Below are 13,795 nucleotides of genomic sequence, written 5' to 3'. Positions count from 1 at the left end.
GCATTCCCGCGTACGCCTCTCGATTAATGCCATGAAAACGCCCAGCCAGGCCCTGGCTGCACGCATCGTCCGACTGCTGCTGCTCGGCCTGGTCCTCGCCGGAAGCCTCTTCGCTGGCGGCGCCGGCGCGGCCCTCAAGGAAGGCAACTGGGACGGCGACCCGGTCACCCGCTTCCGGGCCAGCCTCAGCCACGCAGAGCTGCACTGGCTCGACGCCCACCCCGAGCTGCGGGTCGGCAACGGGCCCGACTTCCAGCCCTTCTACGCCTGGCGCGACAAACGCTACACCGGCCCCAGCGCCGACTACCTCGAACTCCTCAGCCGGCGCACGGGGCTGCGCTTCAAGTTCGTCCGCTTCGACGACTTCCCGACCACCACCCAGGCCCTGGAGCGCGGCCGGATCGACCTCATCCCCACCCTCAGCCCCACCGACGCGCGCCGGCGCAAGTTCCTGTTCACCGGCGGCTACCTGCACTCCCCGCCCATCGTGGTCACCCGCAGCGGCCGCGGCGCCATCGCCCTACCGGGCAACCTGGAGGGCATCCGGATCGCCATCGAGCGCGGCCACGCCTCCCGCGAGGTGCTCACGCGCAGCCGGCCCAAGGCCCAGATCCTCGAAACCGCCACCACCGAAGACGCCCTGCGCGCCGTCTCCAACGGCAATGCCGACGCCTACGTGGGCATGCTAGCCGTCGCCCACTTCTACATCGAGCAGCTCGGGCTGGCCAACCTCCAGGTGCGCCAGCGTTTCGACGCCGACCTCTCGGCGATGGCCTTCGCGGTCAACAACGCCGAACCCACCCTGCTGGCCATCCTGCAGAAAGCCATGCGCTTCATCAGCGAGGAAGAAGGCAAGGCCCTCGTCCGCCGCTACCTGCCGCCGGGCGAGGGCATCCCCGGGGTGTCCTTCCAGCTCACCGCCGCCGAACAGGCCTGGCTGCTCGGCCACGGCCCCATCCGGATGGGCTACGACCAGGCCTTCTACCCCCTCAGCTACACCAACCGCCACCATCAGGCCGAAGGCTACTCCATCGAACTGTTCCGCCTGCTCCGCGACAAGGCCGGCCTCACCGTCGAGGAAACCGCCGGCCCCTGGTCGGCGGTGCTGCAGAAAACCTTCGGCGGCAAGCTCGACGTGCTGGTGGCCGTCGTCAACACCCCCGAGCGCCGCGAGCACCTGCACTTCATCGGCCCCTACCTGTCCTCGCCCACCGCCATCGTCACCCGCAGCAATTTCCAGCAGGTGTGGGATCTGGCCAGCTTCACCGGGCGCAAGCTGGCCCTGCTCAAGGACCACTTCCTCATCAACCGCATCCGCAGCGCCTACCCTTCCATCGAGCTGGTGGAGGTCGGCGCCCAGGAAGAAGCCCTCAGCCTGGTGGCCGCCGGCGCCGCCGACGTGGCCATCGGCAACCTCCACGCCGTCAACCGGCTGATCCAGTCGCGCTTCCTCGGCACCCTCTACATCGCCGGCCACGTGCCCGACGGCGACAGCGAGCTGTACCTGGGCGTCGCCAAGGACGCGCCCGAGCTGGCCGCCATCCTGCGCCGGGCCCTCGAATCGGTCACCCCCACCGACATCGCCACCGCCAAAAACCGCTGGCTCGACACCATCTACAACCCCGGCCAGCCCAGCCCCCCCACGCTCGCCCTCCAGCCCCTCTACCTCTGGATCGGCCTGGCCCTCAGCGCGGGCTGCCTGCTGCTGGGCATCGGCCTGGCCGCCGAACACCGCGCCCGCCGCGCCACCGACGCCCGGCTGATCGCCCTCGCCCGCGCGCTGGCCCCGATCAACCAGAGCCTCCACCGCGACAGCGTCGCCCTCAAGCAAGCCCTCGCCGACGACGACCCGGCCCTCGCCATCGAACTCGCCGCCCTGATCCAGACCACCCAGCAGGGCCTCGACGCCAGCCTCCAGCACGCCGTAAACGGCAAACCGCCAGCAAACGCCTGACTGGCATCCGCCGGCGGCCCGGTGGCCCGCCCCTTACAGCGCGCGCGCCTGGAAGGTGTTGCAGGCGTTCAGCTGGCCCGACTCCATCCCGCGCCGGAACCACCGCACCCGCTGCTCCGCCGAACCGTGGGTGAAGCTGTCCGGCACCGCGTAGCCCTGGGCCTGCTTCTGCAGGCTGTCGTCGCCGATGGCCGTGGCCGCCCGCAGCGCCTCGTCCACGTCGCCGGCCTCGAGGATGCCCCGCGCCGCGTCCGCGTTCTTCGCCCACACCCCGGCCAGGCAATCGGCCTGCAGCTCGAGCCGCACCGACAGCGCGTTGGCTTCCCGCTCGCCGGCGCGCTCCCGCGCCGCCTGCACCTTCCCGGAAATTCCCAGCAGGTTCTGCACGTGGTGGCCCACCTCATGGGCGATCACGTAAGCCTGGGCAAAGTCGCCGGGCGCCTTGAAGCGGGTCTTCAGCTCCTGGTAGAAGGCCAGGTCGATGTAAACCTTGCGGTCGGCCGGGCAATAGAACGGCCCCATCGCCGCCTGCCCCACCCCGCAGGCGGTGCGGGTAGCACCCGAGAACAGCACCAGGGTCGGCTCCACGTACGCCTTGCCGTTGGCGCGGAAGATCTGGCTCCAGGTGTCCTCCGTCTCGGCCAGCACATGGCGGATGAACACCGTCTCCGCGTCGTTGGCCGGCGGACCCGCCGGGCGCGACGCGCTGCTGGGCGCCGGCGCCTGCACCGCCTGATTGAGCACGATGCTCGGGTCCACCCCGAAATACATCGCCACCAGCGCCAGCACGATCGTCCCCAGGCCGATCCCCCGCCCGCCGATGGGCAGGCCCCCGCCCCCGCCGCCGCGCCGGTCCTCGACGTTGCTGCTCTCCCGGCTGTTGTCGAAACGCATCGCAATTCCTTAATTGGTGAGGGGTCAAGAATAATCGGCGCCCAGCCCCGGCGCGAGGAAGCACGCCGCCTCCCGCCGGCACGACACACAAAGTAACGCATCGCATCCCGCGCGCCCCCGTGACGGAGTTTTTTGCGCCGCAACATAATCCTTGTGTCGCAGGATCATTATCGCTATAGTGCGCGGTCCGGTGCAAAGCGGTTCGCACCGAGTCACATCGTCCCTGACCTTCCAAATCTCCCGTATTCGACGTGAGGTTGTCCTGATCGGTTAGTGCCGATATGCCAGTCAGGCAGCCTTTCTGTTGCGCGCACATCCTGCGCCGCGACGCGTTGCCGTTTTTTCTTCGCGGGCACCGCATCCGCAATACCAGATAAGGAAGCGAACATGGATTTCGCCAGCCTCGGCCTGTCCGAGCACATCGTCAAAGCCGTCAACGAAGCCGGCTATACCGACCCCACTCCCGTCCAGCAAGCCGCCATCCCCGCCGCGCTCGCCGGCAAGGATCTCGTCGTCTCCAGCCAGACCGGCTCCGGCAAGACCGCCGCCTTCATGCTGCCGTCGCTGCAGCGCCTCACGGCGGAGCCCACCGCCAAGGCCCGCGGCCCCCGCGTGCTGGTGCTCACCCCCACCCGCGAGCTGGCCGTGCAGGTCACCGACGCCACCAAGCGCTACGGCAAGAACCTGCGCTACGCCAAGGCCGTCAGCGTCGTCGGCGGCATGCCCTACCCGGTGCAGAACAAGCTGCTGTCCAGCCCCTATGAAATCCTCGTGGCCACCCCCGGCCGCCTGATGGACCAGATGAACAGCGGCCGCATCGACTTCGGCCGGCTCGAGATCCTGATCCTCGACGAAGCCGACCGCATGCTCGACATGGGCTTCGTGGACGACATCGAGGCCATCTGCGCCAAGCTGCCGGCCAACCGCCAGACCCTGTTCTTCTCCGCCACCCTCGACGGCCAGGTCGCCCGCATGATGCAGCGCCTGCTGAAGGACCCGGAGCGCATCGAGATCGCCTCCGCCCAGACCCGCCACGAGAACATCGAGCAGCGCCTGCTGGTGGCCGACGACATCGGCCACAAGAACCGCCTGCTCGACGGCCTGCTGCGCGACGCCGACATGGATCAGGCCATCGTGTTCACCGCCACCAAGCGCGACGCCGACGCCCTGACCCTCAACCTCGAATCCATGGGCCACTCGGTTGCCGCCCTGCACGGCGACATGAACCAGCGCATGCGCACCCGCACCCTGGATCAACTCCGCCGCGGCCACCTGCGCGTGCTGATCGCCACCGACGTGGCCGCCCGCGGCATCGACGTGCGCACCATCAGCCACGTCATCAACTACGACCTGCCCAAGGTGGCGGCCGACTACGTCCACCGCATCGGCCGCACCGGCCGCGGCGGCTCCAGCGGCATCGCCATCAGCCTGGCCGAGCGCCGCGACGTGCGCCTGCTGCGCGCCATCGAACGCTACACCCGCCAGCCCCTGGCCGTGCACACCCTGCCGGGCCTCGAGCCGCGCAGCACCATGCCCGCCGACGACCGCCGCCCCGGCGGCCCCCGTCGCGAAGGCGGCCGCAGCTTCGGCAACGGCCCGCGTTTCGGCGACAAGCGTCCGTCCGCCGGCCACGGCGGCGCCCGCTTCGGCGACAAGCCCGCCGGCGGTTTCGGCGGTGGCCGCGGCGATCGTCGCGACGACGGCCGTCCGGCCAGCCCCTGGGCCGGCCGCAGCGACAGCCGCGACTTCGGCGACAGCCGCCGCAGCGAGTTTGCCGAGCGCCCCCGTCACCCCGAGCACCGCACCGAGTTCCCCCACGTCGCCAAGCGCAGCTCCACCCACCACAACGCCGGCAGCGGCTTTGGCGGTGGCCGCAGCGGCGGCGACTTCGCCGGCAAGCCCCGCGCCGGCCGCACCTTCAACCGCGATCGCTGATCCGCTGAAGTTGCCGTAGCCAGATCGAGGGACGTCTCCGGACGTCCCTTTTTTCATGGCCGGCGCCCGCCGCCCAAGCCCGGGAAAGCCCCCAAAAAACCCCTCTTCTCCCAAGGTTGATTCCCGCCGCCCCGCCTATGATGGAAACACGCATCCGAAGGCCGGACGTCCGAGCCTGCCCGTGCACCTACCAAGGGGGAACAACCATGAAGATCACCAGTCCCATCGTCGGCGAAATGGAAGTCTCGGCCGACCGCGTCATCGACTTTCCGTCCGGCCTGCCCGGCTTCGAGAACTGCCGCCAGTTCACCCTGGTGCACACCGCCGACCACGACGCCCCCCGGCTGTTCCTGCTCCAGTGCCTGGACGACCCGCAGGTGGCCTTCACCGTCACCACGCCGGACATCCTCGGCCTCAACTACGAATTCACCCTCAGCGACGACGACGTGGCCGCCCTCCAGCTGGGCAGCGCCGACGACGCCAGCGTGCTGCTGATCGTCAGCCGCGGCGACGCCACCGCGCCGGTGCGCGCCAACGTGATGGCCCCGCTGGTGCTCAACACCGCCACCCGCCGCGGCCTGCAGAAGATCATCGGCAAGGTGGACGCCAGCGTCACCCTCAAGGCCATCGGCTGACCCCGCCGCCCGCCGATACGACAAGGGCGCCCCTGGGGCGCCCTTTTTCGTTGCGGCCGACCGCGCTCAGTAGAGCAGATACGGCCGGCGGCTCTCCTCCCAGGCCCGCTCGTCGGCCTGGGCCAGCGCATCGAGATCGCCCGGGCGCGAACTGCGGTCATCCACCCACTCCCGCAGGATCTCCGAGCCATTGATGAGGTCGATGGCCAGCCGGTCGTGCTCGTACTCGTAGGGGAAATCGCGCCACAGGGGGTAGTCGTGGCGGACGTGGCGGATCGCCTTGAAGGCCAGGGCCTGCAGGCGCCACGGACGGAAGCGGAAGTGCTCGTAGTGGGTGGGGTCTTCCACGTGGATCTGCACCCCGTGGCACAGCTTGCCGGCGTGCTTGTGAAAGGTGGGCTCGAACCAGCAGTCGCGCAGCTTGCAGCCCGCCAGCCACTTGGGGGCGATGGTTTCCATGTGCGCGACGATCTGGCGGGCGTCGAGATCGGGCGCGCCGAACAGCTCCAGCGGCCGGGTGGTGCCGCGGCCCTCCGAGAGCGTCGTGCCCTCCAGCATCACCGTGCCGGCGTAGGCCCGGGCCATCGACAGGTTGGGCGCGTTGGGGCTGGGGTTCACCCAGCTGCGCTCGCCCAGCGGCCAGCCGTAGCCGGGCGCCGCGTCGGGCTGCCAACCTTCCATCGTGACGACCTGACACTCCACATCCAGCTTGAGGGTGGCGACAAACCACTTCGCCAGCTCGCCCATGGTCAGCCCGTGGCGCATGGGCAGCGGGCCGGCGCCCACGAAGCTCTCCCAGCCCGGCTGGAGCAGCGTGCCCTCCACCGGCCGGCCGGCCGGGTTGGGGCGATCCAGCACCCACACCGCTTTCTTGTGCTTCGCGGCCGCCTCGAGCACGTAGCGCAGGGTGGTGATGAAGGTGTAGATGCGGCAGCCGAGATCCTGCAGATCCACCAGCAGCACGTCGAAGCGGTCCATCATCGGCGCCGTGGGGCGGCGCACCTCGCCATACAGGCTGAACACCGGAATACCGTGCAGGGGGTCGAAGTAGTCGGGCGACTCGACCATGTTGTCCTGCTTGTCGCCGCGCAGGCCGTGCTGGGGGCCGAAGGCCGCGGTGATGTGCAGATCACGCAGGGCCATCAGGGCGTCGAGGGCGTGGGTCAGGTCGCGGGTGACGGAGGCCGGGTGGGCGAGCAGCGCCACCCGCTTGCCGGCCAGCGGCTTGCGCAGGGCGGGGTCGGCGAGCAGACGGTCTAGACCGAATTGGATCATGGGTTCACCGCATGGAGGGCGAGGGCAAAGCCGTCGCGATGGTGGAAATCGGGCTGGGCCACCGGATGGCGGAGCGCCCAGTAAGTATGGCTGCCATCGGCGTGTTCGACCACCGCCGTCAGGCCGATGCACAGCCGGCCCGCCGGCAGGAGCGGCGCCGGCAGCAGCACCGACAGGCCCAGCCCGCCCTCGTCGGCGCTCACCGCGATCCGCGGCGCGGGGCCGGCCGGCGACGGAACGCGCGCCCGGTAATCGGCAAAGTCGAAACGCATCCACTGGCCGTTGGGCGAGAAGTTGAACTCCCGGTACGCCGCCTCCCCCACGGCACCCACGAACAGCTCGAAGCAGGTGTGCGCCCACAGGCGCTCGGGCGGCAGCGGCGTGGCCACGTCGGGGATGCGCAGCGCGGCCAGCTCGCCGCTCAGGTGGAAATCCACGGCCAGCCCGGCCGCGTCGGGCTGCACCTCCGCCCCGAGGGCCGACACCGCCGCGTCCGGCGTGGCCGGGTGACAGACAAGGGCGAACTTCGACACGGGATCACACATCTCAGACAGACCGGGCAAGCAAGGGCCCGGCAGTTTAGCCCGTCTTGGCGGGCGCGTTAAACTCTGCGCCCACCCACACCGCACCCGACCATGTCCGCGCCCCCGCTTCGCAGCCTGCCCGACCGCCTGCGCCAGATCGCCCTGTTCGAGCTGGGCGGGCTGGTGCTCGTCACGCCGCCCTTCGCCTGGCTCTCCGGCGTGCCGGTGGCCGACTCCATCGGCCTGCTGGCCGTGCTGGCGCTCATCGCCGCGGTCTGGAACGGCGCCTACAACACCGCCTTCGACTGGATCGAGGGCCGCCGCACCGGCCGCAGCGCCGACCGCCGCCCGTGGCTGGGCCGGGTGCTCCACGCCGTGGGCTTCGAGGGCGGCCTGCTGCTGCTCACCCTGCCGGTGATCGTCGCCTGGACCGGGCTCGACTGGCTCACCGCCCTCATCGCCGACATCGGCCTCGCCGCCGCCTACGTGGCCTACGCCTTCGTCTTCAACCTCGCCTACGACCGCGCCTTCCCCATCGCCACCAGCGGCCGCTGACCCCCAACCGGAGCCCCCACCATGCCCACCGCCACCTTCACCGTCCTCGGCATGCAGTCCGCCGACTGCCTGCGCACCGTGATGAACGCCATCCAGGATCTGCCCCACATCGGCTACGCCGACATCTCCCTGGAAACCGGCCACGCCGAGATCGAATACGGCGCACTGATCGACGAAGGCGACATCCGCGCCGCCATCGAGGACGCCGGCTTCGCCACCCGCTAGCGGCCCGGCACGGGCGCCCCCGCGCCGGAGGCGGCTATAATCCGCGCCTTCACCACCGCCGGGATCGCGCCGTGTCCGACCGCCTGAAAGTCCTCCCCCAGTACCTCATCCCCAAGCAGGCGCTCACCATCCTGGCCGGCAAGCTGGCCAGCGCAAAGGCCGGCGGGCTCACCACCTCGGTCATCCGCTGGTTCGTGGGGCGCTACGGGGTGAACATGGCCGAAGCCGCCAACCCCGACATCGCCAGCTACCCGAGCTTCAACGAGTTCTTCACCCGCCCCCTCAAGCCCGGCGCCCGCCCCCTGGCCGCCGCCGACTTCATCTGCCCGGTCGATGGCGCCATCAGCCAGTTCGGGCGCATCGAGCGCGACCAGATCTTCCAGGCCAAGGGCCACCGCTACTCCACCACCGCGCTGCTCGGTGGCGAGCGCGACCTCGCCCTGTGGTTCCACGACGGCGAGTTCGCCACCCTCTACCTCAGCCCGCGGGATTACCACCGCATCCACATGCCCTGCGACGGCCGCCTCACCCGGATGATCTACATCCCCGGCGCGCTGTTCTCGGTCAACCCCACCACCGCCCGCGGCGTGCCCGGCCTGTTCGCCCGCAACGAGCGGGTGGTGTGCGTCTTCGAGAACGACGAGACCGGCCCCTTCGTGCTGGTGCTGGTGGGCGCCACCATCGTCGGCAGCATGGCCACCGTGTGGCACGGCCAGATCAACCCGCCGCGCCCCGGCACCCTCAAGGAATGGGACTACGCCCCCGGCGAGGTCACGCTTGAAAAAGGCGACGAGATGGGCCGCTTCCTGCTCGGCTCCACGGTCGTCATGCTCTTCCCCAAGGGGCGCCTGGGCTTCAACCCGGATTGGGCCCCCGCCCGCGCCATCCGCATGGGCGAGGCGATGGGCCGCCGCGTCTGACCCCCGCGGGCGCCGCCCGCCCCCACACGCCGGCACCGGATCGGGCCCGAGCCCGACACCCGGAGGAGACCCCACGATGCGCCTGCCCGCCCTGCCGCTGATCGTCGTCGCCCAGCTCTTCGGCACCTCCCTGTGGTTCTCGGCCAACAGCGCCGGGGCCGACCTGATGCGCGCCTGGCAGCTCCAGCCTGCCGATCTGGGCCAGCTCACCAACGCGGTGCAGCTGGGCTTCATCGCCGGCACCCTCGGCTTCTCCCTCTCCGGCCTCGCCGACCGCTTTGCGGCCAGCCGCATCTTTGCCGTCTGCGCGGTGCTCGGGGCGCTGGCCAACGCCGCCTTCGCCCTGCTCGCCGATGGCCTGGGCGCCGCGCTGCCGTTGCGCTTTTGCGTGGGGCTGGCGCTGGCCGGGGTGTACCCCCTGGGCATGAAGCTGGTGGTCAGCTGGGTGCCCCAGCAGGCCGGCGCGGCGCTGGCGTGGCTGGTGGGCATGCTCACTCTGGGCACCGCCCTGCCCCACGGGGTACGCTTTCTTGATACAGGTTTTGGCTGGCAAGCCACCGTATTTGTATCGTCTGGCCTCGCCGTGCTGGCCGCCGGGCTCATCCTGCTGCTGGGCGACGGGCCGCACCTGGTGCGCAAGCCCGGCACCCCGCCCCTGCGCCTGGGGCGGGTGATCCTCGCCTTCTTCGAGCCGCGCCTGCGCGCCTCGGCCGGCGGCTACTTCGGCCATCAGTGGGAGCTTTACGCCTTCTGGACCCTCGTGCCGCTGCTGGTGGGGCAGGTCACCCAGGGCGCGGTGTCCGGCCCGTCCTTCGCGGTGATCGGCATCGGCGCCGCCGGCTGCGTGGCGGGGGGCTACCTCAGCCGGCGCATCGGCAGCGCCCGGGTGGCCGCCATCGCCCTGACCACCTCGGCCGCCTGCTGCGCGCTCTACCCCTTCCTCAAGGGCAGCCCGGAATGGCTGCTGGGTGCGGTGATGCTGGTGTGGGGCGCCAGCGTGGTGGCCGACTCGCCGCACTTCTCGGCGCTCTCCGCCCGCGCCTGCCCGCCGGAAATCGTGGGCAGCGCCCTGGCTTTCCAGAACGCCATCGGCTTCGCCATCACCATGGGCTCCATCGCCCTCACCACCCGCCTGTGGCCCGAGCTTCACGAGCGCGTGGCGTGGCTCCTGCTGCCCGGCCCGCTGCTCGGCCTCGTCGCCCTGTGGCCGCTGCTCAGGCAGGCAGACGCAGGATCCGCACCGCCCCCGCCAGCACCATCGCCCCGATGAGGCTGCCGATCAGCCAGTCGGGCCACTGGGCGCCGGTCCACGCCACCAGCGCGCCGGCCACGATCACCCCCAGGTTGGCCAGCACGTCGTTGGCCGAAAAGATGTAGCTCGCCTTCATGTGGGCGCCGCCGTCCCGGTGCCGCGCCACCAACAGCAGGCAAGCCACGTTGGCCGCCAGCGCCAGCAGCGACACCCCCATCATCGCCCCCGCCAGCGGCGCCGCGCCGTGCAGGATGTGCCCCGCCACCTGGGCGAACAGCCCCAGCGCCAGCACCACCTGCAGCCAGCCCGCCAGCCGCGCCGCCCGCCCCTGGGCGGCCACGCCCCGGCCCACCGCGTAGAGCGCCGTGCCATACACCGCCGCGTCGGCAAACATGTCCAGGCCGTCGGCCAGCAGGCCGGACGACTCCGCCCACCAGCCCGCCAGCACCTCGACCCCGAACATCGCCCCGTTGATCGCCAGCAGCCAGCGCAGGCTGCGCCGCTCGGCGGCCGGGTCGGACGGCGGCGCGGGCGGCAGCGCCGCATCCACCGGCCCGCTGTCGGCCAGCTCGGCGCCCATCCCCAGCCTCTGCAGCCGGCCCAGCACCACGCCCACCGGCACCGCGTGATCCACCGCCAGCGTGCGCCCCGGCAGATCGAAGCGCAGCCCCTGGGCCAGCCCGCCCAGCGCGGCGCGGATCTGCACCTCCTCCGACGGGCAATCCATGCCCGGCACCCGGAAAGTGGAGCGGAAGCGCGCCACCCCGGCCGCCGCCGCGCCCGCCTCCGCCGCGGCCCCGCCCTGCGGCCCGCAGCCGCACCCCGCCGAACACGACGCCCCTTCCTTCATCCCGCACCTCCGCAATCCAGTCGCCCGATGGTAGCCTCAACGGCTGCACCGCAGCAAAGGCCCCGCCATGTCCAGCATCCCCATCCGCTACGTCGAACCCGTCTTCCGCCCGCCCTCCGAGGCCCAATCCCTGATCCTGCCCGTCACCGACGGCTGCTCCTGGAACCACTGCACCTTCTGCGAGATGTACACCGCCCCGCAGAAGGCCTTCCGCGCCCGCGCCGAGGACGAGGTGCTGGAGAGCATCCGCCGCACCGGCCAGCTGTACGGCGACCGGATCCGCCGCGTCTTCCTGGCCGACGGCGACGCGCTGGTGCTGCCCACCCGCCGCCTGCTGGCCATCCTCGACGCCATCCGCCAGCACATGCCGGCGGTGCATCGCGTCTCCAGCTACTGCCTCGCGCGCAACCTCAAGAAGAAGACCGTGGAAGAACTCGCCCAGCTCCGCGCCGCCGGGCTGGCGATGGTCTACCTGGGCGCCGAATCCGGCGACGACACGGTGCTCGAAAAGGTGAACAAGGGCGAAACCTTCGAGTCCACCCGCAGCGCCCTCGACAAGCTCGGCGCGGCCGGCATCGCCCGCTCGGTGATGATCCTCAACGGCCTGGGCGGGCAGGTGTATTCCGCCCGGCACGCCGACAACTCCGCCCGCCTCGCCAACGCCACCCAGCCGGAGTACCTCTCCACGCTGGTGGTGAGCTTCCCCCAGGGCGAAGCGCGCTTCCGCGAAGGTTTCCCGGAATGGGAACCGCTGGATCGACCCGCCCTCTTCCGCGAGATGGAACGCTTCCTCAGCCAGCTAGCGCTGCGCCGCACGGTGTTCCGCTCCGACCACGCCAGCAACTGGCTGGTGCTCAAGGGCACGCTCGGGGCCGACAAGGACCGCCTGCTCGCCCAGGTGCGCCAGGCGATTGCCGAACCCGGCGGCGCCCACCTGCGCCCGGCGTGGGCGCGGGGGCTGTAGGCCACGCCCCGGCGCCCCTTGCCCGGTGGGCGCCGGCGCGGCACCCGGTGTAACCTACCGGCCTATCCTGGGCGCGCGCGCCAGACGCATGCGACATGCTTCCGCGCGGCAGCCCTGACCGACGCCTCACCCTCGCATCCCCATGCTCGACGACATCAAGAAGACCCTCTGGGCGGCAGCCGACAAGCTGCGCGCCAACATGGATGCAGCCGAATACAAGCACCTTGTCCTCGGCCTCATCTTCCTCAAGTACATCTCCGACACCTTCGCCGCCCGCCGTGCCGAGCTGACCCGCCGCTTCACCGACGAAGCCGACGACTACTTCCTGCACGAATGCGATGCCGACATACTCGCCGACGAGCTGGAAGACCGCGACTACTACAAGGAGGTCAACGTCTTCTGGGTGCCCGAAGCCGCCCGCTGGGAGCAGCTCCGCGCCGCCGCCAAGCAGACCGACATCGGCAAGCGCATCGACGAAGCCCTGACCTTGATCGAGAGCGAGAACGCCTCCCTCAAGAAGATCGGGCTCGACAAACGCTACGGCCGCGCCCAGCTGCCCGACGGCAAGCTCGGCGAGCTGGTGGATCTCGTCTCCACCATCGGCTTTGGCGACGACCCCGGCGCCGCCCGCGACGTGCTGGGCCAGGTATACGAATACTTCCTCGGCCAGTTCGCCAGCGCCGAGGGCAAGAAGGGGGGCCAGTTCTACACCCCGGCCAGCATCGTCAAGACGCTGGTGGCCGTGCTCGCACCCCACCACGGTAAGGTCTACGACCCCTGCTGCGGCTCCGGCGGCATGTTCGTGCAGTCCGAAAAGTTCATCGAGGCCCACGGCGGCAAGCTGGGCGACGTGTCCATCTACGGGCAGGAATCCAACCCCACCACCTGGCGCCTCGCCGCGATGAACCTCGCCATCCGCGGCATCGACTTCAACCTGGGCAAGGAGCCCGCCGACACCTTCACCCGCAACCAGCACCCCGATCTGCGCGCCGACTTCATCCTCGCCAACCCGCCCTTCAACATCAGCGACTGGTGGCACGGCAGCCTGGAGGGCGACCCCCGCTGGCTGTATGGCGACCCGCCCCAGGGCAACGCCAACTACGCCTGGCTCCAGCACATGCTGCACCACCTCGGGCCCACCGGCCGCGCCGGCATCGTGCTCGCCAACGGCAGCATGAGCTCCAGCCAGAACAACGAGGGCCAGATCCGCGCCGCAATGGTCGAGGCCGACGTGGTGGAGGTGATGATCGCCCTGCCCGGCCAGCTCTTCTTCAACACCCAGATCCCCGCCTGCCTGTGGTTTCTGGCCAAAAAGAAGACCGCCCGCCCCGGCGAAGTGCTGTTCATCGACGCCCGCAAACTCGGCCGCATGATCAGCCGGGTGCAGGCCGAGCTGACCGACGAAATCATCGACCGCATCGCCGCCACCGTGGCCGCCTGGCGTGGTGAAGAAGGCGCCGGGGATTACGCCGACCAGCCCGGCTACTGCCGCAGCGTGAAGCTCGCCGAAATCGCCGGGCACGGCCATGTGCTCACCCCCGGCCGCTACGTGGGCGCCGAGGCGGTGGAGGACGACGACGAAGCCTTTGCCGACAAGATGCGCTCGCTCACCGAGAAGCTCGGCGAGCAGATGGCGAAGGGTGCGGAACTGGATGCCCTGATCCGCCAGAAGCTGGGAAGGCTGGGCTATGAGTTCTGACCGCCCACCCCAAACCATGAGCACCCCAACCCCCACCGTAGGTCGGGTTAGCCCCCAGGGCGTAACCCGACAGGACGCCACCGCCGAAGCGGCAGCCGATGTCGGGTTACGCT

General features: G+C 70.4%; 13 protein-coding genes. 9 read left to right on the top strand and 4 right to left on the bottom strand.

Annotated features, from left to right (window positions below):
- Positions 1 to 31: 31 nt before the first annotated feature.
- A complete protein-coding gene (locus ACE3N6_RS12035) occupies positions 32 to 1,954 on the top strand; it encodes a transporter substrate-binding domain-containing protein (protein WP_374246011.1) in 1,923 nt (640 codons plus the stop codon).
- A 33-nt stretch (positions 1,955 to 1,987) separates the two neighbouring features.
- Here the strand turns inward: ACE3N6_RS12035 and ACE3N6_RS12030 are convergent, their stop codons facing one another.
- Entirely contained in the window at positions 1,988 to 2,848 is an 861-nt protein-coding gene (locus ACE3N6_RS12030; protein ID WP_374246010.1) for a neutral zinc metallopeptidase, read from the bottom strand.
- A 387-nt stretch (positions 2,849 to 3,235) separates the two neighbouring features.
- Here ACE3N6_RS12030 and ACE3N6_RS12025 point away from each other — a divergent pair, with 387 nt between their 5' ends.
- Both ACE3N6_RS12025 and fliW read left to right on the top strand, forming a co-directional pair.
- Positions 3,236 to 4,783: a DEAD/DEAH box helicase gene (locus ACE3N6_RS12025; RefSeq protein ID WP_374246009.1), complete on the top strand. Its 1,548-nt coding sequence runs from the start codon at positions 3,236 to 3,238 to the stop codon at positions 4,781 to 4,783.
- Between the two features lie 206 nt (positions 4,784 to 4,989).
- Complete coding sequence (gene fliW / locus ACE3N6_RS12020) at positions 4,990 to 5,418, top strand: flagellar assembly protein FliW (protein ID WP_374246008.1); 429 nt, start codon at positions 4,990 to 4,992, stop codon at positions 5,416 to 5,418.
- 66 nt (positions 5,419 to 5,484) lie between these two features.
- Here fliW and ACE3N6_RS12015 read toward each other — a convergent pair whose 3' ends face one another.
- Together ACE3N6_RS12015 and ACE3N6_RS12010 are read right to left on the bottom strand one after the other, a co-directional pair.
- Positions 5,485 to 6,693, bottom strand: coding sequence for an exo-beta-N-acetylmuramidase NamZ domain-containing protein (locus ACE3N6_RS12015; RefSeq protein WP_374246007.1), 1,209 nt, complete (start codon positions 6,691 to 6,693; stop codon positions 5,485 to 5,487).
- Positions 6,690 to 7,226 (bottom strand): DOMON-like domain-containing protein, encoded by a 537-nt coding sequence (locus ACE3N6_RS12010; RefSeq protein WP_374246006.1) that lies wholly within the window; start codon positions 7,224 to 7,226, stop codon positions 6,690 to 6,692. The genes ACE3N6_RS12015 and ACE3N6_RS12010 overlap by 4 nt, the downstream gene beginning before the upstream one ends.
- Positions 7,227 to 7,328: 102 nt before the next feature.
- Between ACE3N6_RS12010 and ACE3N6_RS12005 the strand changes: the two genes are divergently transcribed.
- The 4 genes from ACE3N6_RS12005 (at position 7,329) to ACE3N6_RS11990 (ending at position 10,187) form a co-directional block, all read left to right on the top strand.
- Positions 7,329 to 7,772 (top strand): PACE efflux transporter, encoded by a 444-nt coding sequence (locus ACE3N6_RS12005; RefSeq protein WP_374246005.1) that lies wholly within the window; start codon positions 7,329 to 7,331, stop codon positions 7,770 to 7,772.
- A 21-nt stretch (positions 7,773 to 7,793) separates the two neighbouring features.
- Positions 7,794 to 7,997, top strand: a complete 204-nt coding sequence (locus ACE3N6_RS12000) for a heavy-metal-associated domain-containing protein (RefSeq protein WP_374246004.1) — start codon at positions 7,794 to 7,796, stop codon at positions 7,995 to 7,997.
- Positions 7,998 to 8,068: 71 nt separating this feature from the next.
- Positions 8,069 to 8,917: an archaetidylserine decarboxylase gene (asd, locus tag ACE3N6_RS11995; protein WP_374246003.1), complete on the top strand. Its 849-nt coding sequence runs from the start codon at positions 8,069 to 8,071 to the stop codon at positions 8,915 to 8,917.
- Between the two features lie 76 nt (positions 8,918 to 8,993).
- Positions 8,994 to 10,187 (top strand): MFS transporter, encoded by a 1,194-nt coding sequence (locus ACE3N6_RS11990; protein ID WP_374246002.1) that lies wholly within the window; start codon positions 8,994 to 8,996, stop codon positions 10,185 to 10,187.
- Here the strand turns inward: ACE3N6_RS11990 and ACE3N6_RS11985 are convergent.
- Positions 10,132 to 11,019, bottom strand: coding sequence for a cation transporter (locus tag ACE3N6_RS11985; RefSeq protein ID WP_374246001.1), 888 nt, complete (start codon positions 11,017 to 11,019; stop codon positions 10,132 to 10,134). The genes ACE3N6_RS11990 and ACE3N6_RS11985 overlap by 56 nt on opposite strands.
- A gap of 67 nt (positions 11,020 to 11,086) precedes the next feature.
- Here ACE3N6_RS11985 and ACE3N6_RS11980 point away from each other — a divergent pair, with 67 nt between their 5' ends.
- Entirely contained in the window at positions 11,087 to 11,983 is an 897-nt protein-coding gene (locus tag ACE3N6_RS11980) for a radical SAM protein (RefSeq protein WP_374246000.1), read from the top strand.
- A gap of 142 nt (positions 11,984 to 12,125) precedes the next feature.
- Positions 12,126 to 13,682 (top strand): type I restriction-modification system subunit M, encoded by a 1,557-nt coding sequence (locus ACE3N6_RS11975; RefSeq protein ID WP_374245999.1) that lies wholly within the window; start codon positions 12,126 to 12,128, stop codon positions 13,680 to 13,682.
- Positions 13,683 to 13,795 lie beyond the last annotated feature (113 nt).

The organism is Zoogloea sp. (genome assembly GCF_041904905.1).
Taxonomy (GTDB): Bacteria; Pseudomonadota; Gammaproteobacteria; order Burkholderiales; family Rhodocyclaceae; genus Zoogloea.
This window is presented reverse-complemented; position numbering and strand designations above follow the sequence as displayed.

Coding starts and splice junctions, on each gene's coding strand:
- ACE3N6_RS12000 (WP_374246004.1), top strand. CDS start 7,794: ATGCCCACCGCCACCTTCACCGTCCTCGGCATGCAGTCCGCCGACTGC.
- ACE3N6_RS12030 (WP_374246010.1), bottom strand. CDS start 2,848: ATGCGTTTCGACAACAGCCGGGAGAGCAGCAACGTCGAGGACCGGCGC.
- ACE3N6_RS12015 (WP_374246007.1), bottom strand. CDS start 6,693: ATGATCCAATTCGGTCTAGACCGTCTGCTCGCCGACCCCGCCCTGCGC.
- ACE3N6_RS11990 (WP_374246002.1), top strand. CDS start 8,994: ATGCGCCTGCCCGCCCTGCCGCTGATCGTCGTCGCCCAGCTCTTCGGC.
- ACE3N6_RS11985 (WP_374246001.1), bottom strand. CDS start 11,019: ATGAAGGAAGGGGCGTCGTGTTCGGCGGGGTGCGGCTGCGGGCCGCAG.
- fliW (WP_374246008.1), top strand. CDS start 4,990: ATGAAGATCACCAGTCCCATCGTCGGCGAAATGGAAGTCTCGGCCGAC.
- ACE3N6_RS12025 (WP_374246009.1), top strand. CDS start 3,236: ATGGATTTCGCCAGCCTCGGCCTGTCCGAGCACATCGTCAAAGCCGTC.
- ACE3N6_RS11980 (WP_374246000.1), top strand. CDS start 11,087: ATGTCCAGCATCCCCATCCGCTACGTCGAACCCGTCTTCCGCCCGCCC.
- ACE3N6_RS11975 (WP_374245999.1), top strand. CDS start 12,126: ATGCTCGACGACATCAAGAAGACCCTCTGGGCGGCAGCCGACAAGCTG.
- ACE3N6_RS12005 (WP_374246005.1), top strand. CDS start 7,329: ATGTCCGCGCCCCCGCTTCGCAGCCTGCCCGACCGCCTGCGCCAGATC.
- ACE3N6_RS12035 (WP_374246011.1), top strand. CDS start 32: ATGAAAACGCCCAGCCAGGCCCTGGCTGCACGCATCGTCCGACTGCTG.